This is a genomic window from Dactylosporangium sp. NPDC000555, assembly GCF_040300025.1.
Lineage (GTDB): Bacteria > Actinomycetota > Actinomycetes > Mycobacteriales > Micromonosporaceae > Dactylosporangium.
This window is the reverse complement of sequence record NZ_JBEPDB010000003.1, coordinates 87,957-110,171: the sequence shown is the minus strand read 5'-3', so window position 1 is coordinate 110,171 and position 22,215 is coordinate 87,957. Positions and strand designations below refer to the sequence as shown.

At 71.9% G+C, this 22,215-nt stretch carries 19 protein-coding genes and 1 riboswitch; of the genes, 13 read left to right on the top strand and 6 right to left on the bottom strand.

Annotation, left to right across the window (positions count from 1 at the left end; all coding sequences use genetic code 11):
• Positions 1-383: 383 nt before the first annotated feature.
• Together ABT297_RS03895 and ABT297_RS03890 are read left to right on the top strand one after the other, a co-directional pair.
• Entirely contained in the window at positions 384-1,454 is a 1,071-nt protein-coding gene (locus ABT297_RS03895) for a putative bifunctional diguanylate cyclase/phosphodiesterase (RefSeq protein ID WP_350544336.1), read from the top strand.
• A 13-nt stretch (positions 1,455-1,467) separates the two neighbouring features.
• Positions 1,468-3,141: a cellulose binding domain-containing protein gene (locus ABT297_RS03890; protein WP_350544333.1), complete on the top strand. Its 1,674-nt coding sequence runs from the start codon at positions 1,468-1,470 to the stop codon at positions 3,139-3,141.
• Positions 3,142-3,147: 6 nt separating this feature from the next.
• Here the strand turns inward: ABT297_RS03890 and ABT297_RS03885 are convergent, their stop codons facing one another.
• Positions 3,148-3,984 carry a PSP1 domain-containing protein gene (locus ABT297_RS03885; protein WP_350544659.1) on the bottom strand — a complete coding sequence of 279 codons (837 nt, stop codon included), beginning with the start codon at positions 3,982-3,984 and terminating at the stop codon, positions 3,148-3,150.
• Between the two features lie 297 nt (positions 3,985-4,281).
• Between ABT297_RS03885 and ABT297_RS03880 the strand changes: the two genes are divergently transcribed.
• Positions 4,282-5,799: a hypothetical protein gene (locus tag ABT297_RS03880; RefSeq protein WP_350544331.1), complete on the top strand. Its 1,518-nt coding sequence runs from the start codon at positions 4,282-4,284 to the stop codon at positions 5,797-5,799.
• Positions 5,800-5,951: 152 nt separating this feature from the next.
• Here the strand turns inward: ABT297_RS03880 and ABT297_RS03875 are convergent, their stop codons facing one another.
• Complete coding sequence (locus tag ABT297_RS03875) at positions 5,952-6,191, bottom strand: hypothetical protein (RefSeq protein ID WP_350544328.1); 240 nt, start codon at positions 6,189-6,191, stop codon at positions 5,952-5,954.
• A gap of 208 nt (positions 6,192-6,399) precedes the next feature.
• Here ABT297_RS03875 and ABT297_RS03870 point away from each other — a divergent pair, with 208 nt between their 5' ends.
• The 6 genes from ABT297_RS03870 (at position 6,400) to ABT297_RS03845 (ending at position 14,374) form a co-directional block, all read left to right on the top strand.
• The gene (locus tag ABT297_RS03870; protein ID WP_350544325.1) at positions 6,400-6,792 is read left to right on the top strand and encodes a winged helix-turn-helix domain-containing protein; all 393 of its coding nucleotides are present in this window, start codon (positions 6,400-6,402) and stop codon (positions 6,790-6,792) included.
• 111 nt (positions 6,793-6,903) lie between these two features.
• A complete protein-coding gene (locus tag ABT297_RS03865) occupies positions 6,904-7,386 on the top strand; it encodes a MarR family winged helix-turn-helix transcriptional regulator (RefSeq protein ID WP_350544322.1) in 483 nt (160 codons plus the stop codon).
• A complete protein-coding gene (locus ABT297_RS03860) occupies positions 7,383-8,945 on the top strand; it encodes an MDR family MFS transporter (RefSeq protein ID WP_350544320.1) in 1,563 nt (520 codons plus the stop codon). The genes ABT297_RS03865 and ABT297_RS03860 overlap by 4 nt, the downstream gene beginning before the upstream one ends.
• Positions 8,946-9,185: 240 nt before the next feature.
• Entirely contained in the window at positions 9,186-10,835 is a 1,650-nt protein-coding gene (locus ABT297_RS03855; protein ID WP_350544318.1) for a fatty acid--CoA ligase, read from the top strand.
• Complete coding sequence (locus ABT297_RS03850; protein WP_350544315.1) at positions 10,835-11,311, top strand: hypothetical protein; 477 nt, start codon at positions 10,835-10,837, stop codon at positions 11,309-11,311. Before ABT297_RS03855 ends, ABT297_RS03850 begins: the two co-directional genes overlap by 1 nt.
• Positions 11,312-11,365: 54 nt before the next feature.
• Positions 11,366-14,374 carry an NACHT domain-containing protein gene (locus ABT297_RS03845; protein ID WP_350544313.1) on the top strand — a complete coding sequence of 1,003 codons (3,009 nt, stop codon included), beginning with the start codon at positions 11,366-11,368 and terminating at the stop codon, positions 14,372-14,374.
• Here the strand turns inward: ABT297_RS03845 and ku are convergent.
• Positions 14,366-15,295: a non-homologous end joining protein Ku gene (gene ku / locus ABT297_RS03840; protein ID WP_350544310.1), complete on the bottom strand. Its 930-nt coding sequence runs from the start codon at positions 15,293-15,295 to the stop codon at positions 14,366-14,368. The genes ABT297_RS03845 and ku overlap by 9 nt on opposite strands.
• 95 nt (positions 15,296-15,390) lie before the next feature.
• On the opposite strand from ku, the gene ligD (ABT297_RS03835) reads away from it, so the two are divergent.
• Both ligD (ABT297_RS03835) and ligD (ABT297_RS03830) read left to right on the top strand, forming a co-directional pair.
• A complete protein-coding gene (gene ligD / locus ABT297_RS03835) occupies positions 15,391-16,320 on the top strand; it encodes a non-homologous end-joining DNA ligase (protein ID WP_350544308.1) in 930 nt (309 codons plus the stop codon).
• The gene (gene ligD, locus ABT297_RS03830; protein WP_350544306.1) at positions 16,313-17,200 is read left to right on the top strand and encodes a non-homologous end-joining DNA ligase; all 888 of its coding nucleotides are present in this window, start codon (positions 16,313-16,315) and stop codon (positions 17,198-17,200) included. Before ligD (ABT297_RS03835) ends, ligD (ABT297_RS03830) begins: the two co-directional genes overlap by 8 nt.
• On the opposite strand, the gene ABT297_RS03825 is transcribed toward ligD (ABT297_RS03830), so the two are convergent.
• Both ABT297_RS03825 and ABT297_RS03820 read right to left on the bottom strand, forming a co-directional pair.
• Positions 17,180-18,391: an aminotransferase class V-fold PLP-dependent enzyme gene (locus tag ABT297_RS03825; protein ID WP_502885483.1), complete on the bottom strand. Its 1,212-nt coding sequence runs from the start codon at positions 18,389-18,391 to the stop codon at positions 17,180-17,182. The genes ligD (ABT297_RS03830) and ABT297_RS03825 overlap by 21 nt on opposite strands.
• A 13-nt stretch (positions 18,392-18,404) precedes the next feature.
• Positions 18,405-18,521, bottom strand: a riboswitch (SAM riboswitch).
• Positions 18,514-19,053 carry a hypothetical protein gene (locus ABT297_RS03820; RefSeq protein WP_350544303.1) on the bottom strand — a complete coding sequence of 180 codons (540 nt, stop codon included), beginning with the start codon at positions 19,051-19,053 and terminating at the stop codon, positions 18,514-18,516. Its footprint overlaps the riboswitch before it by 8 nt.
• On the opposite strand from ABT297_RS03820, the gene ABT297_RS03815 reads away from it, so the two are divergent.
• Positions 19,028-20,425 carry a PrsW family intramembrane metalloprotease gene (locus tag ABT297_RS03815; RefSeq protein ID WP_502885482.1) on the top strand — a complete coding sequence of 466 codons (1,398 nt, stop codon included), beginning with the start codon at positions 19,028-19,030 and terminating at the stop codon, positions 20,423-20,425. The genes ABT297_RS03820 and ABT297_RS03815 overlap by 26 nt on opposite strands.
• Here ABT297_RS03815 and ABT297_RS03810 read toward each other — a convergent pair.
• Complete coding sequence (locus ABT297_RS03810; protein WP_350544652.1) at positions 20,416-20,766, bottom strand: GroES family chaperonin; 351 nt, start codon at positions 20,764-20,766, stop codon at positions 20,416-20,418. The genes ABT297_RS03815 and ABT297_RS03810 overlap by 10 nt on opposite strands.
• On the opposite strand from ABT297_RS03810, the gene ABT297_RS03805 reads away from it, so the two are divergent.
• The gene (locus ABT297_RS03805; protein WP_502885481.1) at positions 20,748-22,142 is read left to right on the top strand and encodes an AI-2E family transporter; all 1,395 of its coding nucleotides are present in this window, start codon (positions 20,748-20,750) and stop codon (positions 22,140-22,142) included. The genes ABT297_RS03810 and ABT297_RS03805 overlap by 19 nt on opposite strands.
• Positions 22,143-22,215 lie beyond the last annotated feature (73 nt).

The following is a 22,215-nucleotide window of genomic DNA, read 5'->3' as shown; positions in this document are numbered from 1 at the left end:
CAGCACGCGTCGGTGAACGCCGATGGACCTGCCGGGGGCGGCATGGTGAGACGACCGCCCACGCGTTCGGTGATCCGGTCAACTTCGCGCCGTGGCGGCCGATATGGGCTGCGTGGATTCTCGATGCTGCACCGTTCAGGCGAGATTTCGGAAATGCCGCCTGAAGCCGGGCGATCGTGCGGATGCGTGAGGTCCTGGCCGAGGCCCTGATCCGCGGCGCGCGCTCCGGCCGTAGCACCGCCGTGCTCCTCGTGGCCCTCGATCCACCCCCAACGAGGCCTGCGACGGGTCTCGCGACGAGGCCCGCGGTAGATTCTGCGCCGCCGGCAACGCCCGGGTGCGAAGCGGACGCCACGCCCGAGCCGGCCGAGTTCGATGACTTCATGCGCCGCAGCGTGCTCGGGGGCGACCCGGTGGGCCGGATCGGCGACAAGTTCGCCGCGGTGCTGCAGGACATCCGCAGCGTCGACAACGCCGAGGCGGTCGCGCGGCGCATCGCGGCCGCGGCGCCGGCCCGCATCGGCATCGCGGTTGCCGCGCCCGGCGAGTACGGCCCCGACGACCTGCTGGACCGCGCCGCCATGGCCCTGCAGCAGGCGCGGCTGCGCCCCGACGGCGCCCGCTGGGCCTGCTTCGAGCCGGGCATGACGGGGGGCACGCCCCTGGCGGAGGAGCTGCGCGTCGCGGTCGGCGAGGGGCAGCTGCGCCTGGTGTACCAGCCGATCGTCGGGCTGCCCGACGGCGGCCTCGCCGGGGTCGAGGCGCTGGTCCGCTGGGCGCACCCGCGGCGCGGCACGCTGGATCCGGACGCGTTCGTGCCGCTCGCCGAGCGCATCGGGATCATCGGCGACCTGGGCCGCTGGGTGCTCGAGCAGGCCTCCGCCCAGGCCGCCCGCTGGCAGCGCCGCATGCCCGCCCTGCAGCTCAGCGTCAACGTCTCGCCGCGGCAGCTCGACGACGACCGGTTCGCCGGGCAGGTGCTGCGGATCCTGGAGCGCACCGGACTCTTCCCCGGCAACCTCGTGATCGAGGTGACCGAGGGCGCGGTCATCGGCGAGCCCGCGTCCGTGGCGCAGCTGGCCGTGCTCAGCAACGCCGGGATCCGTATCGCGCTGGACGACTTCGGCACGGGGTACTCCTCGCTGCGCTACCTCGCCCGCCTCCCCGTCGACGTGCTCAAGCTCGACCGCGGTTTCGTCGCCGAGCTCGACGGCACCTCGCGCGGCAGCGCTGTGGCCCAGGCGGTGCTGCGCCTGGGCCAGATCCTGAACCTGGACACGGTTGCCGAGGGCGTGGAGAGCGAGGCCCAGGCCCGGGAGCTGACGCTGCTCGGCTGCCAGAAGGCGCAGGGGTACCACTACGCGCGCCCGCTCTCGCCCGACCAGTTCCAGCGCTGGCTGCCGACCGGAGACCTGTCCCGGTACGAGGCCGAGATCTGGGGCCCGGAGGTGTGATACTCGACGGGCCATGGGAGATCGCCTCCGCCTTCGTCTCGGTGCGTCGCTCGTCGCGGCCGTCGTGGCGGCCGCCGCCGCGACCGTGCTGGCGCCGTTGCCCGCCGCCGCCCTGCTGATCGTCGCCGCGGCGCTGGCCGGCGGTCTGCTCGGCCGGCTCGGCGCGCTGTTCGCGCTGCCCCTGCTGCTCTTCGCCGACGGCGCCGTGGCCAAGGTCGCCGTCGCGCTCGCCGGCGCCCTGCCGGGCCTCGCGCTCTACGGCTGGCGCCGCTGGTCCGCCCGCGGCGAGCGGATCCGCGCCGACACCGTCGCGGCCGAGCGGGCCCGGCTGGCCCGCGAGATGCACGACTCGCTGAGCCAGACCCTCGACGCGGTCGCGCTCGGCGCCGCGCCGCCCGACGGCCGTGCCGAGCCGGATCAGAGCGGCCGCCACGCGGCCACACCACGCGACGGCGACCGTGAGGCGACCCGCGACGCCGGCGGCCTGATCGAAGAGCCGGATCAGAGCGGCCGCCACGCGGCCACACCACGCGACGGCAACGCCGAGGCGGCCCGCGCCCGCGGCGTGATCGACGAGCCGCGCACCGACCTGGCCGACGCTCCGCTGCCCGACCTGGTCGCGGCGATCAGTCAGGAGTGGTCGGCGCGCACCGGCGTCGGCGTCATCCTGCACAGCGCCGGCCTCGACGGCGAGGCCGGCGGCGACGCCGCGCCGCGGGCCGGCATCGAGCTGTGCTGGATCCTGCGCGAGGCGCTGCGCAACGTCGCCGCCCACGCCCGGGCCGAGACGGTGGCCGTGACGCTCGGTCGCGACGGCGACGAGATCATGCTGGAGGTTCGCGACGACGGCGCCGGATTCGTCATACCGGAAAGCCTCGAGGCCCTGGCCCAGCCGCAGCGCGACGGCCACCACGGGCTCGCCGGCATGCACGAGCGGGCCCGGCTCTGCGGCGGGCACCTCAGCGTCTGGTCGCGCCCCGGCGGCGGCACCCGGATCACGGCAACGGTGCCCGCCGCCGCGGCGGTCGGCGCTTCGCGACCCTCCGGACGCCTCCGGCTGATCGCCGCCGTGGCGGCCGCGGCGGTACCGCTGGCGGTCGTGGCCTTCCTCGCGACGCCGGACAAGCACCCGACGCCGCTCGCCGCGCAGGACACCGAGCTGCCCCTCGATCCGCGGGCGACCCACGGCCCGGTGACCGCGGGGCCGGCGCCCGTCACGCCCGGTCGCTCGCCCGCCTCGTCCGGCCCGACCCCCGCCTCGTCCGGCCCGACCCCCGGCGCGTCGCGCAGCCCGTCCGGGCGCGCGGCCGCCCCGAGCAGCGCGCCGGCCGTGCCGGCCGCGCCGGCCGGACCGACCAGCCCGGCCACGACCCACACATGCAAGGTCACCTACGTCAAGATCAGCGAGTGGAACCCCGGCTTCGTCGCCGCCGTGACCATCACGAACACCGGCTCGAGCCCGCTCGGGGGGTGGTCGCTGCGCTTCGAGTATCCGGCCGGCCAGAAGGTCACCAGCTACTGGAACGCGGCGGTGACGCAGAGCGGCCCGGTCGTGGTCGCCGGCGCCGAAGGCAACAGCCGCGCGATCGCCCCGGGCGCGTCGTTCACGTTTGGCGTGCAGGGCACGTGGCAGGGCAGCAACCCCAATCCGGCCGCCTTCGCCCTCAATGGAGCGCCGTGCGGCTGAGGTGCGTCAGCCGTGGCGCTCCTCGTAGGCCTGGCGCGATCCGCACACCGATGCCCGGCTGCACGAGCAGCGGGAGCCGTCGGCGTCCATGCGGACGATGACCGAGTCGCGCGGGACGCTGTGGCCGACGACGCGTCCCTCGCCGTCCGGGGTGCTGACGCGCGCGCCGACGGCAGGGGCCGTGGCCTGGAAGCTCTGGTACAGCGGATGCTCGTACTTCAGGCAGCACATCAGCCGCCCGCACGCGCCGGAGATGCGCAGCGGGTTGAGCGGGAGGTCCTGGTCCTTCGCCATGCGGATGGTGACCGGCTCGAAGTCGTTGAGGAACGTGGCGCAGCACAGGTCGCGCCCGCAGGAGCCGATGCCGCCCTGCACGCGCGCCGAGTCGCGTGCCGAGAGCTGGCGCAGCTCAACCCGGCAGTGCAGCGTGGCGCCCAGGTCCCGCACCAGCGAGCGGAAATCCACCCGATGGGGTGCGGTGAAGTAGATCGTCGTCCGTGCGCCCTGCCCGCCCGCGGAGTCCAGGACGTGGTCCACCGCGACGACCTTCATCGGCAGGTCGTGCTCGCGGATGAGCCGCTTCGCCGCGACCTTGGCCTCGGCCTTGCGCTTGCGCAGCAGCTCGTCGCGGCGCAGGTCGTTGTCGGCGGCCATGGCCACCAGGCGCGGGAAGCCCTCGGTCTCCTCGGTGACCCACTGGGCGGCCCACACGCACTCGGCCACCTCGGGCCCGTCGTCGGTCGGCACCAGCACCCGGTCGCCGACCTGGGGGCGGAGGTCGCCGGGATCGAAGTAGAACAGCCGGCCGTAGCGATTGAAGCTCACCGCGCACAGCATGCCCATGGCGATCACAGTAACGCGGGTCATGCCCATCGCATATGGCTGTGGGCAGATCGCAGGAAAAGTGGGTAAAAGTCCGACTCGACACCTTTGGGTGGCTCCGCAACCATTCCGGTGCTTTCATCGTTACTAGTGCGGATGAGCCCGCAACCATGGGCGTAACCCCGTCCGGGAAGGCCTCGTTGGGGGCAGCAGTGGCACGCCCAACGGCGGGCCACGCCGAGTCTGGCTCGATATGGCTTCGCGCTGATCGATCCAGACCAGGCGCCCCGTACTCCCGGTCTCGGAGGACCTCACGTCATGACGCAACCTGTCGGTCTCGCGCGCCCAAAAACAGCCCGATACCTCGTCGCCCTTGCCGCCGCGGGGGTGCTCGGAGCAGTGAGCCCGGTCGCGGTGGCGGCACCAGCGGTGGCGGTCGCGGCGGAGAGCGCGGGTTGCCCCGACGGGTTCGGTGCGACGGCCGCCAGCAACACGCTCGCGCTCGGCGGCCTCGACCTGCGCGGTCTCGGGCTGGACCTGCGCGGCCTCGGGCTGGACCTGCCGCCGCTGGTGGAACTGCGCGCCGCGACCGCGCACTCCGGGTTCGCCGGCGGGCCGGCGCGGGCGGCGGCGGACGCGCGGTTCATCCAGAGCAGCGGCGTACTGCCGGTCGGGCTCATCGGCCCGAGCGCGTACCAGCAGGCGCCGCCGCCGCACGACCAGCCGGCCACCGCCGGGGTGGCCGCCGTCGACCTCGGCGCGTTGAAGACCGGCGTCGGCAGCCTGAGCGCGCACGCCACCTGGCAGGACGCCGCGAAGTGCACGCAGTCGGCCGGCCCCCGCGCCACCGCCGACGCCCGCCTGGCCGGCCTGGCGGTCCTGCCCGGCCGGGGCGACCGCGCGCTGCTGCGCCTCGGCGCGATCCAGAGCGGTACCGCCACCGGCGTGAGCACGCTCGACGGCAAGGCCGCGGCGTCGGCGACCGCCAGCGGCGGGGTCGCGGACCTCACCCTGCTGGCCGGCGGACCGCATGCGATCGGCGTGCGGGTGCTCAGCGCCCCCTCCCTGACGGTTACCGCCGGAAGCCGCAAGACCGTGGACTACAAGGCTCCCGTTCTCGAGGTGCGCGTCCCGGGCCGCGACGCGATCCGCGTCGACTCGGCCGGCTCGCACGCCGACATCGTGGTGCCGCTCGACGCCGGCTCCCGCGCGGCCGCCGAGGACCTGGGCCGCGCCGAGGGCCTGCCGGTGGCCGTCGGGGTGTCGCTGCTCGACCTGCTGGGCGGCGTGACGAGCGCCCTGTCCGGCGCGGTCGCCGGGGTCGCCGCCGTCCCCGAGGCGATCCTCGGCTCGCTGCTGCCCGGCCTGCCCGCGGTTGGCCGCGGCGAGTCCACCGTCCGCGCGCCCGAGGGCTCGCGCACCCGCCCCGCCCGCGCCGTCGTCCTCCGGGTCGAGATCGGGTCCGTCGAACGGCAGACGAGCGCGACCGGCCTGTACGCGAAGGCGTACTCGATCCGCGTCAAGCTGATTGTCCGGACCGCCTGGAAGTCCGACGGGTACGGCGCCCAGGGAGCTCAGGGAAGCCAGCCCGACAAGACCACGATCCTGGACCTTGGCGTGTGTGCCCTGGAGGCGGCGGCCGCGGCCCCGCGCGGGGACGGCTACGGCCCGGGTGGCATCGTCCCCAGCTACGGCGGGGTGAGCGGCAACACCGGCGGCGGCGAGACGCTGCCGGTGACGGGCCCCCGCGCCGCGATCGTCCTGGGTGCCGGCGTGCTCCTGTTGGTCGCGGGCCGCATGTTCGTGGTCCTGTCCCGCCGCCGCTCTGCGGTCTGATAGCCCCTTCGCCGCCCGTGCGGCCCGCGAGGGCTGCCCGGGCGGCGTAGTTTTCGCCGTTCCGCGCGGCGAAGACAAAGTGCCGTCTCGGGCGGTTCCCGGAGACGACGCGGGTAGGAGCATCGGGTAGCGAACGAGGTGAACGCGAACGGTCAGAGGGGGCGCGGGCGATGGCGGATCGATGCGGCGTACTCGAGGGCCGTCGAGGCCACTCGTTGGGCGCCGATGATGGCCTGCTCCCAGCTGCCGCACATGCCCGACGTGAACTCGATCATCACCTCGCCGTCGTCGACGAGCATGATCAGGTCGCCCTCGTCCTCCGCGATCACCGTGGTGATGTGCCGCAGGTCGAGCGCGACGATCGGAGTGAGGGGCTCCTCTTCGATCGGCATGTCGTTCTCCCGCTGTCTCGGCCGGGGATGGAAGGTGGGGCGCGGCGCCCGCGCGGCTCGCAGCAGTTGGACGAGCGCCGCACCCCGGTCTTTCGGGGGTGGCGGAGACCGGACCGCCCAGCCCGGTCTCCAGCCGAGCAACACTTTATACCGAGTAGCCCTAAGGCCACAATATGCCTGGCCGATTGACCTTCGTATGGTCGCCAGCATGATCTCCCGGAGTTCCGGCCTGTCGCTCTATCGGCAGGTCGCGGACGCGATTCGGCAACAGATCATCAGCGGTGAACTGCCGCCGGGGAGTCTGCTGCCCTCGGAGAAGTATCTGGCCGAGGAGCATGACGTCGGTCGCGACACCATCCGAGACGCGATGGCGCACCTGCGCAGCGAGGGTCTCGTCGAGAGCAAGCGCGGTTACCGCAGTCGCGTCCGCGCCATCCAGCCGCGCGAGCGTATCTGGCTGCATTCGGGCGAGATCGTCACCGCCCGCATGCCCACGCCGGCGGAGAAGAGGGAGCACAGCATGCAGGAGGGCGTGCCCGTGCTTGTCGTCGGCGACAAGGCGTATCCGGCCGATCGCTACGAGTTCGGCCGCGAGGATTGATCCTGTAGGTCCGCGCCGGCCGTAATGCGCGTCACGCCTTATTAGGTTGAAGTCGGCTGCCCGTGGTACCGATGCTTGTGGCAAGCAAGTATCGACCGACGGGGGACAGGCGTGGACGAGTACGGCGAGCACGCCGCCATCGGGCGGCAGGTCGGCCAGTTCATCCGGCTGTCTGAGCGGCTGTTCGCGACACTCAAATGGAATGAGGCCGGTCGCGGCCTCGAGCGCCCCGCTTTCGTACTGCTGAGCCGGATCTCGGTCGACGGACCGTTCCGGCTGTCGGTCCTCGCCACCGAAGTCAGCCTCGATCTCTCCACGGTCAGCCGTCAGGTTGCCGCGCTGGAGCACGCCGGTCTGGTGCGCCGCCTCCAGGACCCGTCCGACAAGCGAGCGAGCCTGGTCGAGGCCACCGACCTCGGGCACGAGGTCTTCGCCGAGAACCGGGACCGGTGGCTGGCCATCTGGGAGGAACTCCTCGCCGGATGGACGCCGCAGCAGCGGCAGCTCTTCGCCGCGCTGTTCACCCGGCTCAACGAGTCGATCGCCGAACGACTCCCGCAGACAGGCACAACCTCGGAAAGGGATGCTCGATGACCACCGCCGCGCCGCCGGAGCAACAGACCCGGCAGCCCCTCGCCCATCGGCAGATTCTGCTGCTGATGGGCGGCCTGATGACCGGGATGCTGCTTGCCGCGCTCGACCAGACGATCGTGGGCACGGCGCTGCCGACGATCGTCGGCGACCTCGGTGGCCTCGATCACTACTCCTGGGTCGTCACCGCCTACCTGCTCGCCTCGACGGCGTCGACGCCGCTGTACGGCAAGATCAGCGACCTCTACGGCCGCCGCCCCGTGCTGCTGTTCGCGATCGCGACCTTCCTGGCCGGCTCGCTGCTGGCCGGGCTCTCGCGGGACATGACCGAACTGATCGCCACCCGCGCACTGCAGGGCATCGGCGCCGGCGGTCTCATGACGCTCGCCTTCACCATCGTGTCCGACGTCGTCGCGCCGCGGGAGCGGGCGCGGTATCAGGGCCTCTTTGGCGCGGTCTTCGGCATCTCCTCGGTCGCGGGACCGCTGGTCGGCGGCTACTTCGCCGAGCACGACTGGCGCTGGATCTTCTACATCAACGTGCCGCTGGGCATCTTCGCGCTCTTCATCTGCGCCCGGGTGCTGCGCCTCGTCCCACACATCCGTCGCGAGCACCGCGTCGACTACCTCGGCGCGACGCTCATGGTCGCCGGCTGCAGCGCGCTGTTGCTGGCACTGTCCTGGGGCGGCAACGAGTACGCCTGGGGCTCCGCGACCATCCTCGGCCTGTTCGCCGCGTTCGCCGCGCTGACCGCGCTGTTCGTGGTCGTCGAGGGCCGCGCGCAGGAGCCGATCCTGCCGCTGCGGCTGTTCAAGCGGGCCACGTTCTCGCTGGGCAACCTGGCGACGTTCCTCCTCGGCTTCGCGATGTTCGGCTCGATCATCTACGTGCCGCTGTATCTGCAGATCGTCAAGGGCGCCACGCCGACCCGCTCGGGCCTGCTCATGCTGCCGATGATGGCCGGCCTCATCGCGACGTCGATCGTCGCCGGGCGGATCATCTCGAGGCTCGGCCGGTACAAGTGGTTCCCGGTCGCGGGCACCATCGTCATGGGCGGCGGTCTGCTGCTGTTCACCAGCCTGCAGGTCGACACCCCACTGTGGCAGGCGTTCATCTACATGACCGTCATCGGCGTGGGCCTGGGCCTGGCGATGCAGCCGTTGATCCTGGCCGTGCAGAACGCCCTCGACCCGCGCGACATGGGCGCCGGCACCTCGGCTGCCACCTTCTTCCGGTCGCTGGGCGGCTCGGTCGGCGTGGCCGCCCTCGGCGCGGTCATGAACAACCAGCTGGCCAAGCAGCTGCACGGCGCGGCCGGCGGAGTGTCGATCAACGCGCCGGCGCAGGTCCGGGCGCTGCCACCGGCGCAGCTGCAGATGGTCGAGCACATCTTCGTCAACGCGCTGCACCCGGTGTTCCTGGCGGCCGCGGTAACCGCACTGGTGGGCACCCTGATCACGCTCGCGTTGCCGAACAAGACCCTGCAGGGTGGCGCCCCGGCACAGGCCCGGGAGGGCGAGGAGGCCGCCGCCGACATGGAGGCGAAGGTCGCGGCGTTTTAGCGCCTGTTTCATAGCTGAGGCGGGGCTGCGGCGGGCCCAGATTCCGCCTGGCGGCGTCCCGCGCAAGCCCGGTTACAACACCGGTAGCCTGGCTCCCGCGGGCCACCACCAGACGAAATCTGGACTCCGCCTCGCTCCCACCCCAGTTATGAAACAGGCGCTGGCCGATCCGCGCGCAGGAGTTACCGGCTGGTAACACTGGGGTTCCAATGTGGCGCAGCACACATTAGCGTGCACTTCATGCGCAGCACGATGATGAAAACCCCCCTCCTGATCTCCCGCATTCTTCAGCACGGCAGCACCGTCCACGGTGATTCCGAGGTCGCGACCTGGGCCGGTGAGGGCGCCCGCCACACCACCTACGCCGAGGTCGGCCGGCAGGCCGCGCGGCTCGCCCACGGCCTGCGCGAGCTCGGGGTCACCGGCGACGAGCGGGTCGGCACGCTGATGTGGAACAACGCCGAGCACCTGGTGGCGTACCTCGCGGTGCCGAGCATGGGCGCCGTGCTGCACACGCTCAACCTCCGGCTGTTCCCCGAGCAGCTGATCTACATCGCCAACCACGCCGAGGACCGGGTCGTCATCGTCGACTCGACGCTGATTCCGCTGCTCGCGGGTGTGCTGCCGCACCTGAGCACGGTCCGGCACATCGTGGTGGTAGCGGGCCAGGAAGATTGGCAGAGTGTCACCGCGAAGCTGCGCAAGGACGGCGTCGAGGTACACCGCTGGGAGGAACTCGTGCGGGGCAAGCCGGACACGTTCGACTGGCCCGAGCTCGACGAGGACGACGCCGCGGCGCTGTGCTACACCAGCGGTACGACCGGAAACCCCAAGGGCGTCGCCTACTCCCACCGCTCGATCTACCTCCACTCGATGGAGGTGTGCATGGCGGAGAGCTTCGGCCTCGGTCCGCAGGTCCGCGACCTATGCATCGTCCCGATGTTCCACGCCATGGCCTGGGGCCTGCCCTACGCCGCGCTCATGAGCGGCGCGTCGCTGGTGATGCCGGACCGGTTCCTGCAGGCCGCACCGCTCGCCCGGATGATCGCCGCCGAGCGCCCGACCTTCGCCGGCGCGGTGCCCACGATCTTCACGGATCTGCTGGCGTACCTCGACGCCAACCCGACCGACACGTCCTCGCTCAAGGAGGTCGTCATCGGCGGGTCGGCCTGTCCGCCGGCGCTCATGCACGCGTACGACGAGCGGCACGGCATCCAGGTCATCCACGCCTGGGGCATGACCGAGATGTCCCCGCTCGGCTCGGTCGCCCGCGCGCCGCAGGGGCTGGAAGGGCCGCAGCACTGGGCGTACCGCTACACGCAGGGCCGCCTGCCGGCCGGCGTCGAGGGGCGCATTGTCGGCCCGACCGGCGAGGTCATGCCCAACGACGGCGAGGCGGTCGGCGAGTTGCAGGTGCGCGGCCCGTGGATCACCGCGCAGTACATCGGCGAGGACGGCCCCGACCCGGACAAGTTCGACAACGGCTGGCTGCGCACCGGCGACGTCGGCACCCTCACGCCCGACGGGTACCTCACCCTCACCGACCGCGCCAAGGACGTCATCAAGTCCGGCGGCGAGTGGATCAGCTCGGTCGACCTCGAGAACGCGCTGATGGCCCACCCCGCCGTGCTCGAGGCCTGCGTGGTCGGCGTACCGGACGAGAAGTGGGGCGAGCGCCCGCTGGCCACCGTGGTCCTCCGCGAGGGTGCCGCCGCCGACGCCGCCGTCCTGCGCGAGTTCCTGTCCGCGAAGGTGGCCCGCTGGCAGCTGCCGGAGCGCTGGTCGTTCATCGAGGCGGTCCCGAAGACCAGCGTCGGCAAGTTCGACAAGAAGCGCGTCCGGGCCGACTATGCGGGCGGGAGCCTGGAGGTGGTACAGATCAACGGGTGATGCGACGGGTCACAAGACCGGCGAAGATCGCCCTTCTGATCACCGCGGCCCTGTCGGCCTGCGTGATCGCGGCGTGCGGCGTGGCCCTGGCACTGCGGGACTGGGTGCCGGGGCTCATCGGCTGCGCCGACCCCGCACGCCCGACGAAGACCGCCGTGCTCACGGCGACGGTCCGGATCGAGCAGATGTACCCCGAGCTCAAACCGATCCGGTCCGTTCACTGGCAGGAACACGAGGCGCGCGCCCGCAGCTGCCCGGAGATCGGCCCGATGGACTACGAGATGAACGGCTTCGCGGTGATCACCGCGGACCGCGCCGCGGCGCTGTCTGCGGCCACGCAGTCCCCGGCGTCGGCCCCGGACATCCCCGCGGACCTCCGCCCCTTCGCCCCGGCCGACCCGCACTGGCAGCCCATCGGCGATGGCCTGCTCCTGGACCACGAATCGGCGACCGTCTACTTCACTCACGGGACATAGTGGCGCTGGATCGGTACGGTGAGGCCTCCGCCTTCTGCTCGGAGGTCCGTGGCGTTGTCCGGTATCGAGGTCGCGATCGTCGGGATCGGCGCAGCCGTGGTCAAGAGTGCGGCGAAGCTGTGGCTGGGCGACCGGGCCCTCGCCGCCGAAGTCGCTGCCAGTGCCATCGATGCGCTGGCCGGTCGGGCGACCGGGCTGCTGCAGCGCAAGAAGGTCGAGCGGACGTTCGACGATCTCGCTGATACGGTCGCCGAGCGCGTGCAGGTCTATGTGGAGCGCGAATTCCGGCGGCTGCCCAAGAACGAGCGGCTCTCCGTGCTCGAGGCCGTGCGCTCCACTGTGGAGCGCGCCCCGCTCGACAACGATGATCTGTTCGCGAAGGACCTCAACGCCGCCTACGTCGACCGGCACCTGCGCGGCTTCAGCCCCGATGCCGAGCGCCGCGCCGGACTGTCTGCGGACGGCGCTGCACTGTACGATATGGTGCTGCGCGACTGTTGCGAGTACATCGTGCAGGTCATCATCGCGCTGCCGGCCTTCGGCCCGAACGCCCTCGTCGAGGTGCTGCGCCGGGAGAGCGAAATCGCCGCGGCGCTCGAGGACGTCCTGCGACGCCTGCCGCAGCGAGGCGAACGGCGAGCCGAGGACTTCGAGACCGACTACCGCCGTCAGGTCGTCAACGTGCTCGACGAGGTGGAGCTGTTCGGCGCCGACGTCGCCACGCGCCGTTACCCGTTGAGCGTCGCATACATCAGTTTGAGCATGGCCGCCTCCGAGACCGGGCCGGACGCGGCGGAGGGATCGCCGGTGTCGATCGAGCGTGCACTTGCTAACTGGCCGCGGATCTTCGTGCGCGGTGAGGCGGGCGGCGGGAAGACGACGTTGCTGCAGTGGGTCGCGGTCCGGGCAGCACTGCGCGAACTCCCTGAGCTGGCGGGTCTGGTGCCACTGTTCATCCCGCTACGCCGGTACGTTGACAAGGAACTGCCGTTGCCGGAGCGGTTCCTGGGGCATGTCGGCCGCCACATCGCCGACGAGATGCCAGCCAGCTGGGTGCACGACCTGTTGCGACACGGCGCGGCCGTCGTGCTTGTCGACGGCGTTGACGAGCTGCCCGACGGGCAGCGCGACGAGGCCCGGCGCTGGCTCGGCGACCTCGTGGCGATATTCCCGGAGGCGCGGTTCGTCATCACGTCACGGCCCGGCGCGGCCCCACCCGACTGGCTGGAAAAGCAGGGGTTCGTACCGTATGACCTGCGGCCGATGTCGTCGGCGGACGTCGACGCCTTCGTGCGTTACTGGCACGCCGCAGTCGGCGCCGGGATCCCCGACCGGGACGAGCGGCTGCGGCTGGACGAGCTCGCTGACCGGTTGCGCCGCACCATACCGGAGCGGCGGCATCTGCGGCTGCTGGCCGAGTCTCCGCTGTTGTGCGCGCTGATCTGTGCGCTGCATCGCGACCGTAAGGGTCAGCTGCCGGAAAACCGGGTGGAGCTCTACAACGTCGCCCTGGACATGCTTCTGCAGCGGCGCGACAACGAGCGCAGCGTGGTGTCGGCACTGGCGATGTCCCGCACCGATAAGACCCAGTTCCTGCAGGACATCGCGTACTGGCTGGTGCGCAACGGCCGCTCCGACGCTGAGCGCGGCGAGGTGGTCGAGGCGCTTCAGCGCAAGCTGCTGACGATGGTGCAGATCCGTGGGACTGCTGAGCAGATCTACGCGTATCTGCTTGAACGCAGTGGCCTTCTCCGCGAGCCGGTGGTCGGGCGCGTCGACTTCGTTCACCTCACGTTTCAGGAGCATCTGGCTGCGCTTGGCGTGCTATCCAGCGGCGATCTCGGCCTGCTGCTCGCCAGCGCCCATCTCGACCAGTGGCGCGAGGTCGTGATCATGGCGGTGGGCAACGCGAGCTCTCGCGATCGGGAGAAGATCATGCGCGGGCTGCTGGCCCGTGCCGAGGAAGAGCGGGACCACCGCGAGCAGATGGTGCTGCTGGCGTTCCTGTGCCTGGAGACGGCGCCGGAGCTCGCCGTCGACGTCCGGGAGGCCGTCGAGCAGCTCGCCACGGAGATTCTGCCTCCGAAGACGGTCCGTGTGGGTCTGGCGCTGGCGGCGGCTGGCCCCTCCGTCCTCGATCCGCTCCGGAGGGTCCAGCCAACCCTGATCGGCGAGGTCGTGGCCACGATTCGCACCGCGGCGGAAATCGGTGGGCCGGAGGCCATGCAGCTGATCGGGCAGTGGGGCGCCGACCGCCGCGCGACCGTGGTGGACGAGCTGTTGCTGGCCTGGCATCGGTTCGACCGCGAGGAGTACGCGGCCCAGGTGTTGCGGAACTCACCGCTGCACGGTGGCCACCTGGTGCTCGACGATCCCGCGGCGGTGCCCTTCGCGTACCTGCTCTGCAATCTGCGTTCCCTGGACGTCCGCACGCCGGAGGCCCCGAAGGACCTGGACTTCGTCGCGCGCTGTACCGGGATCCGGGAGCTTCGAACCGCAGTGTCGCCGCGCAGCGAACTGCGGTCGCTTGGTAGGCTGGAGCGCCTCGAGCGGCTGAGCCTCGCCCGTGCGTCGAACGAGTTTCTCGGACGCGACGGGGTCGCCCTGCCCAGCGTGACGACCCTGGGTGTCTCGTGGTTCCAGGGGCCGGTCGACGTGGCCGATATTGGGCGGGTCGTGCCGAACGTCCTGCACCTGGTGCTGGAGGACGTGCAGTTCGTCGATCGGCGGGTCCTCAAGACACTGCCGCGGAGGTTGCGGACGCTTTCCCTGCGCAACACTGATGCGGTGCTCGGCCCGGAGATCGTGGAGTACACCGATCTCGAGTTTCTCGATCTGGGCGGCATCGGCCAAATTGACGACGCCAACCTCCGGCTGCTCGCGACCCTGCCCAACCTCTACGAGGTCAGCCTATTCAAGGGCTCGGGCTCGTTCGACGTGACGCCCTTGCGCCAGCGTGGCATCGCGGTCACGACCTCGCGGAAGTTTGGGCCGCTGCGCCTGTGGCGCCGGCTGCCGTACTGGACCAGACCGCCCGAGTTCGAGACTCCGGCCTCAGGCTGATTTCTTCGTAGCAGTTTTCTTCGCTGTTGCGGCCTTCTTGGCCGGCGTCGTCTTCTTAGTCGGGGCGGCCTTCTTCGCGGTCGTCTTCTTGATCGAGCTCGGCTGCCGCTCCTCCACCTCCGCCGGCGCGGCGGGCTCCTCGCCCCGCGCCGCCCGCGCCCGCTCCACCGACGCGCGCAGCGCGGCCATCAGGTCGACCGCCGCCGCCGGGGCCTCCTCGGCCTCCTCCGGCTGGACGACCTCGCGGCCGGCCACCTTCGCGTCGATGACCTCCTGCAGGGCCTCGCGGTAGTTGTCGGTGTAGGAGGACGGGTCGAAGTCGGCGGCCATCGACTCGATGAGGGAGCCGGCCATCGCGAGCTCCGCGGGGCGGGCCGTGACATCCTCGTCGAGGATGTCGAACTTCGCGGCGCGGACCTCGTCGGGCCACAGCATGGTGTTGAGGACCAGCACGTCGTCGCGCACGCGGAGGGTGGCCAGCTGCTCGCGCTGGCGCAGGGCGACCTTCACGATCGCGACCCGTTCGGTGTTGGTGAGGGCGTCACGCAGCAGGGCGTAGGGCTTCGCGGCCGTCTTCTCGGGTTCGAGGAAGTACGCCTTGTTGTAGAGGATCGGGTCCACCTGCTCGGCGGGCACGAATTCCAGCACCTCGATGGCCCGGCTGGTGGTCAGTGGCAGGTCGCTGAAGTCATCGTCGGTGAGGATCACCATCTCGCCGCCGCCCAGGTCGTAGCCCTTGGCGATGTCGTCGTAGGCGACCTCTTCGCCGTCGACGGAGCAGACCCGCTTGTACTTGATCCGCCCGCCGTCGTCGCGGTGCACCTGGTGAAAGCGGATGTCCTTCTCCTCGGTCGCGGAGTACAGGCGCACGGCGATCGAGACCAGCCCGAAGGAGACCGCGCCCTTCCAGATCGCGCGCATGGAGATCCTTTCCGCATGTGATGGACCTTGCCCAACCAGAATCGCATCGTTTCGAGCCGGACGCGAGGAACCGCCAGGCGAACTATCGTGTGGGCATGGCAGGCCCGCCGGCACCGATGCTCGCCTCGAGCGGCCCGCTGCCCTCCGGGCCCGGCTGGGCGTATGAGTTCAAGTGGGACGGCATCCGCGCGATCGCGGTCGTCCGCGAGGGTGCCACCAGGCTCTTCGCCCGTAGCGGGGCCGAGGTGACGGCCGCCTATCCCGAGCTCGCGGGCATCGGTCGCGGCCTGGCCGACTCGGTGCTCGACGGCGAGGTCGTGGCGATGGACGAGGCCGGGCAGCCGTCGTTCCAGGTGCTCGCCGAGCGCATGCACGTGCGCGAGCCGCACCGCGCGGCCCGGCTCGCCGCCACCGTTCCGGTCAGCTACCTGGTTTTCGACGCTCTGCGCGCCGAGGGGGAGGAGCTGACCGGCCTGCCGTACCGCATCCGCCGGCAACGCCTGGAGAGCCTCGCGCTGGGCGCCCGCGCGGTCATACCCCCGTCGTTCGACGACGGCGCGGCGACCGTGGCCGCCAGCCGGGAGAACCGGCTCGAGGGCGTGGTGGCGAAGCGGGCCGACTCGCTGTACCACGCAGGTGTCCGCACCACCGACTGGATCAAGGTGAAGCTCGAGGAGAGCTGCGAGTTCGTGGTCGGCGGCTGGCGGCCGGGCAAGCGCGCGCTGGGCGCGCTGCTGGTCGGCGTCCCCGCGCCGGGCGGCCTCGCCTACCGGGGCCGGGTCGGCGGCGGCATCTCCGGCGCGGCGGAGCGGGCGCTGCTGGCCGCGCTCGGCCCGTTGGAGACGAGCACAAACCCCTTCGGCGCATCGGTACCGCGGGAGGACGCCCGCGGCGCCGTATGGGTCGACCCGCACCTCGTGGTCGAGGTCAAGTTCGGGCACCGCACACGCGACGGGCGGCTGCGCTTCCCGCGCTTCCTGCGGATCCGCCCCGACCTGTCACCCGAGGAGGTGCGCGATGCCTGACCGCCTGCGGGTCGAGGTCGCCGGGCGCCAGCTGGAGATCTCCAACCTCGACAAGGTCCTCTACCCGAGGGCCGGCTTCACCAAGGGCGAGGTTCTCGACTACTACACGCGCATCGCGCCGACGCTGCTGCCGTATCTCGACGGGCGCCCGCTCACCCGCACCCGTTATCCCGACGGCGTCGACGGCATCAGCTTCTTCGAGAAGAACGCCCCGGCCGGCACCCCGGACTGGGTGCGTACGGTGCGGTTGCCGGTGCCCGGCTCCTCCAGAAACCGCGAGAAGATCGACTTCATCGTGGTCGAGGAGCTGGCGACCGTCGTCTGGCTCGCCAACCTGGCCGCGCTGGAGCTGCACACCCCGCAGTGGCGGGTGGACGAGGACGGCCGGGCGCTCGACCCCGACCAGCTCGTCGTCGACCTCGATCCGGGGCCGCCGGCCGGCCTGCCCCAGTGCTTCGAGGTCGCCCTGCTCATGCGCGAGCGGCTGGCCGCCGACGGGCTCGAGTGCGCGGCGAAGACGTCCGGCAAGAAGGGCATGCAGCTGGTCGTGCCGCTGCCCGGAGACGAGGGCGCGAACGAGGTCAGCGGCTACGCGAAGGCGGTCGCCGAGGAGCTGGCCGGCCGGCACCCACGGCTGATCGTGGCGAAGATGGCCAAGCAGCTGCGGCCGGGCAAGGTGTTCATCGACTGGAGTCAGAACAACGCGTTCAAGACCACGGTCGTGCCCTACTCGCTGCGGGCCGGCGAGACCCCGACCGTCAGCGCGCCGCTGGCCTGGGACGAGGTCGAGGCCGGCGAGCTGACCGCCGCCGACCTGACCCCGTCCGTCGTCCTCGACCGGGTCGCGACGCTGGGTGACCTACTGCAGGGCGGCCAGTAGCCGGTCGATGTGCTCCTCGGTGGTACCGATGCCGAAGCTGGCCCGGATCGCCTGGGCGGGCGGCTGCTCGGCGCCGAGCCGGTCGGCGGCCTCGCTCAGGAGGCGGCGGGTGAGCGGGTGGGCACAGAACAGCCCCGTCCTGACGCCGATGCCGTGATCGCGACCGAGCGTGACGGCGAGTTCGCCCGGGTCGGCCCCGAGGACCGCGAACGACACGATCCCGACCCGCTCGGCGTCGGCCGGGAAGAGCCGCAGCTCCTCGACGTGCGGCAGCCGCGCGAGGCCGTCGCGGAGCCGTCGCAGCAGGGCGTCTTCCCGCTGCTGCGGGTCGGTCTCCCGCAACGACCGCACCGCCGTCGCGAGCGCGACCGCGCCGATGAGGTTCGGGGTGCCGGCCTCGTGCCGGGCCGGGCCGGTCGCCCAGCGCACCGCGCCGTCGTCGGCCACGTGGGCGCTCGCCCCGCCGCCGGCCAGATACGGCTCCGCCGCGTCGAGCCAGTCCGCCCGGCCGGCGAGCACGCCCGCCCCGAACGGCGCGTAGAGCTTGTGGCCCGAGAACGCCACGTAGTCGGCGCCGAGCCCGGCCAGGCGCCCCGGGGCGTGCGGGGCGAGCTGCGCCGCGTCGACCGCGATGCGCGCGCCGAAGCGGTGCGCGACCTCCGCGAGCCGCGCGACCGGCCAGACCTCGCCGGTCACGTTGCTCGCCGCCGTCACGCTCACGAGCACGTTCGGACCTTCGACGTGGCGCAGCGATCGCTCCAGCGCCTCGACCGCCTCCTCGGGCGACCTTGGCGCGGCGAGGCGCACGGTGCGGCGCCAGGGCAGCAGGTTGGCGTGGTGCTCGCCGTCGAACGTGACGACCGTCGTGTCCTCCGGCAGCACCCGCGCCAGCAGGTTGAACGCGTCCGTGGTGTTGCGCGTGAAGATCACGGTGTCGTCCGGGCCGTGGCCGAGGAGGTCCGCGACGGTCTCCCGGGCCTGCTCGTACTCCCGGGTGCAGCGCTCCGACAGCGCGCCCGCCCCGCGGTGCACGCTGCCGTAGTAGGGCAGCAGGTCGGCGACCGCGTCCGCGACGGCCCGCAGGCACGGCGCGGTGGCGGCGATGTCGAGGTTGGCGAAGTCGACGGATCGCCCGTCGCGCAGCTTGACCTCGCTCGGCGACAGGATCGCAGGGGACAGCAACTTGGACACGGGTCACCCATTTCGCTCGCGCTTGCCCGGCACACCGCGTGCCGAACCGGGTCATCACCCGGGGCACCCCGCCGCGAACGCGAGGGTTGCCGGCCAGCAAGCCGGGGCTTGTGCGCTGGCACTCATGACCTGACCAGACCGTACCGCAGATAAGGTTGCGTCATGAGCGAACTCCCGCCGAGTGGGACGCCGGACTCGGCCCCCTCCGGGCCGCCGTCCCCGGAGAGCGGTGCGACCCCGGCCTCGGGCGCCGGCGCCTGGGCGGCGCCGGACAGCGCGCCCCCGGCGGCGGGCGGCGGCTTCTCGCCGGTGCCGAGCGCCGGACAGTGGGGGCAGTCGCCGCCGCCGGCGCCGACGTCGGGCCCCGCGCCGTGGGAGTCCGCGGACACCGGGCCGGAGCCGAGCCCCTGGAGTTCGCCGTCGTCGCCGTTTTCGCTCTCCCCGCCGTCCCCGGGCCAGCCGGTCGCGCCGCAGGCGCCGGCCGGGTCGCACCAGGACCCCGGCCGACTCCAGGGGTCGCCGTTTCCGGGGCCCGGGCCGACCGGCGCCGCGCCGCCCGGCGGGCCGATGACGCATGCCGGGCCGGCCGGTCCCTCGCCGTGGCCGTCGGCGCTGCCCGGCATCGCGGTGCCGAACGTGATCGAGTCGGCCGAGCCGAGCACCGGACGGCAGGAGTATCCGACCGCCGCCCTCGCCCTGGCCGCCGCGCCGCCCGCCAAGCGCTCCGACCGGCGCCGGCTGTTGACGCTCATCGGTGTCATGGGGTTCATCGCCGCGTGTGGCGTGGCCCTGCTCGCGTTCCTCGGCGTCAGCGGCGGCTGGACGGCGCTGCTCGTCGGCGTCGGATCCGCCGTCATCCCGGTCCCGGTCCTCGTGTTCTGCTTCCTCTGGCTGGACCGCTACGAGCCGGAGCCCGTGAAGTACCTCGTCTTCGTCTTCGGCTGGGGCGCCTGCGTGGCCACCGGCGTGGCGCTGGCGGTCAACACCATCAGCGGCTACTTCGTCGAGCGGGCCGGCCTGTCCGACGCCCTGGTCGCCGTCCTGGTCGCGCCGCTGATCGAGGAGAGCATGAAGGCCCTCGGCCCGGTGCTGCTCTTCTGGCGCCGCCGGCGCGCGTACTCCGGCATCATCGACGGCCTCGTCTACTGCGGCCTGTCGGCGACAGGCTTCGCGATGGTGGAGAACATCCTGTACCTCGGCTTCAAGGGATACGGCGAGTACGCCGACAAGTCCGGTCCGGCCTCGGGCGCGGCCGCGCTGGTCGGGATCTTCATCGTCCGCATCCTGATGAGCGGGTTCGCGCACCCGCTGTTCACCTCGATGACCGGCATCGGGCTGGGCGTCGCGTCGCGCTCGTCGACCAAGGCGGTGCGGTTCCTGGCGCCGCTGGCCGGCCTGCTGACCGCGATGATGTTGCACGGATCGTGGAACCTCATGACGGTCCTCGCAGCCACCTCGACCAACGCCTGGGTCCTGCTGTACGGCTACTTCGCGGTGATGATGCCGATCTTCCTGTGCATGGTCGGCTTCGCGCTCTGGCTGCGCGCCAACGAGGGCCGGCTCACCGAGCGGGTGCTGGGCGAATACGCGCGGGCCGGCTGGTTCTCCCCGCCGGAGGTCGCCGCGCTCGCCACCCTCGGCCGCAGGCTCTCCGCCCGCCGCTGGGCGAAGCGAGTGGCCGGCGACGCCGGCGCGAAGGCGATGCGGGCGTTCCAGTTCGACGCGACACGACTGGCGCTGCTACGCGACGGGCTGCACCGCGGCCTGGACAAGGAGCCGAAGCGGCGGATGGAGACGCTGGCCGAGGAGCGGCAGTTGCTGACCGCGCTGGACGCGTATCGACAGGTGTTCGTCGGGCGGGATCCGCAGTCGCCGCGGGCGGTGTGGGACGGGGCGCGCTACCACATCACGTTCCCCGACGGCGTGGTGCGCGTGCTCGATCCCCCGCCGACTCCCGTCGTGCCCGTGCCGGTCTCGCTGGCCGCGCCGCCACCCCCGCCCCCGGCGTACGCCGGCCCGCCGTACTACAGATAGAGGCCCGTCGAGTCGGGCTCGACCCGCTGGGCCGCGACCGCGTGCACGTCGCGCTCGCGCAGCAGCACGTAGTCACGGCCCTGCAACTCCACCTCGGAGCGCTCCTCGGGATCGAACAGCACCCGGTCGCCGGCGACGATGGAGCGCACGTTGGGCCCGACACCGACCGCGGTCGCCCATGACAGCCGGCGTCCGACCGACGCCGTCGCCGGGATGACGATGCCGGAGACGTGGCGGCGTTCGCCCTCGTGGCCCTCGAGCCGGACGAGGACGCGGTCGTGCAGGAGCCGGATCGGCAGTGCGTCGTCCGGTCGGGCGGCAAATGGCGTGTCGGTTGACACCTGGTAACCGGCGGCGGGTTGTGCTGTCACGCTTGCGACGCTACCGCCTTGGTGCGTGCCAACGTCGCGCGCCCCGGACTACGGTGAGGGTCCTGGTCGGGTGGCTGAGCGCGTCAAGGAGGCGATACATGGGCCGGTTCGACACGGTGCGGGCGAGTCTGCGCCGCGCCTATATCCAGAGAGTGGAGACGGCCAGGGCCGAGCGCGAGGCCGCGGCGTTGGTCGAAGTTTCCCGGCCGGAGCCGCTGGCCGAGTTGGAGCAGGAGCTCAGCCATGCCACGACGACCAGCCGGGACGACGCCGAGGTGCCGTATGGCCTGCGCATCGCCGCCGCCTGGTCCTGGCGCCTGCTGGTCCTCATCGCCGCGGCCGCGGTGCTGCTGTGGCTGGTCGGCCGGCTCAAGACCGTGCTCATCCCGCTGAGCATCTCGCTGCTCCTCTCGGCCCTGCTCGCGCCCGTGATGGGTGTTCTGCGCCGGCGGGTGAAGCTGCCCCCGTCGCTGGCCGCATTCGTGGTGCTGATCGCCGGCCTGGCCGCCGTGGCGGGTGTGCTGACGCTGGTCGTCAGCGAGTTCGTGGCGGGGTTCCCGACCCTGTCCGACAAGGCGTCCATCGGCGTACGACAGATCCAGGACTGGCTCACCACGGGCCCGCTGCACCTCAGCGGCCGTCAACTGGACGCCACCTTCGTCGCCGCCACCACCTGGCTCAACGACAACCGGGGCAGCCTCACCAACAGCGCGGTCAACACGGCCACCGCGACCGTGGAGTTCATCGCCCTGATGCTGCTGATCCTCTTCGTCACGTTCTTCTTCATGCGCGACGGCAAGCGGATCTGGCACTTCTTGACCGGTGTCCTGCCCACCCCCGCCCGCGAGCCGATCCGCCGCGCCGGCGAGGCCGGCTGGCGGACCCTGGTGGCCTACGTCCGCGCCACGGTCCTGGTGGCGTTCATCGACGCCGTGGGCATCGGCATGCTGCTGTTCTTCCTGGACGTCGACTTCTGGTTTCCCCTGGGCACCCTCGTGTTCCTGGGCGCCTTCGTCCCGATCGTCGGCGCCACGGTCTCCGGCGCCGTGGCGGTCCTGGTGGCCCTCGTGGACGATGGGCCGATCACCGCGCTCGTCGTGCTCATCGGCGTGATCGCGGTGCAACAGCTGGAGGGCCACGTGCTGCAGCCGCTCATCATGGGCCGTGCCGTCTCGGTCCACCCGCTGGCCGTCATCGTCGCGATCGCGACGGGGGTGGTGCTGGCCGGCATCATCGGGGCGCTGGTCGCGGTGCCGCTGGTGGCCGTGCTGAACACGGGCATCCGTCACCTGGTCGAGCACCGCCGGCAACCCGCACCCGAGGCGGTGGTCGTCACCGCCGACTGAGGCCCGCGGGCAGATACGGACTGCCCGGATGCATCCAGACGCGTCGTGGTCTGGCCGCCACGCGGGCGATCAG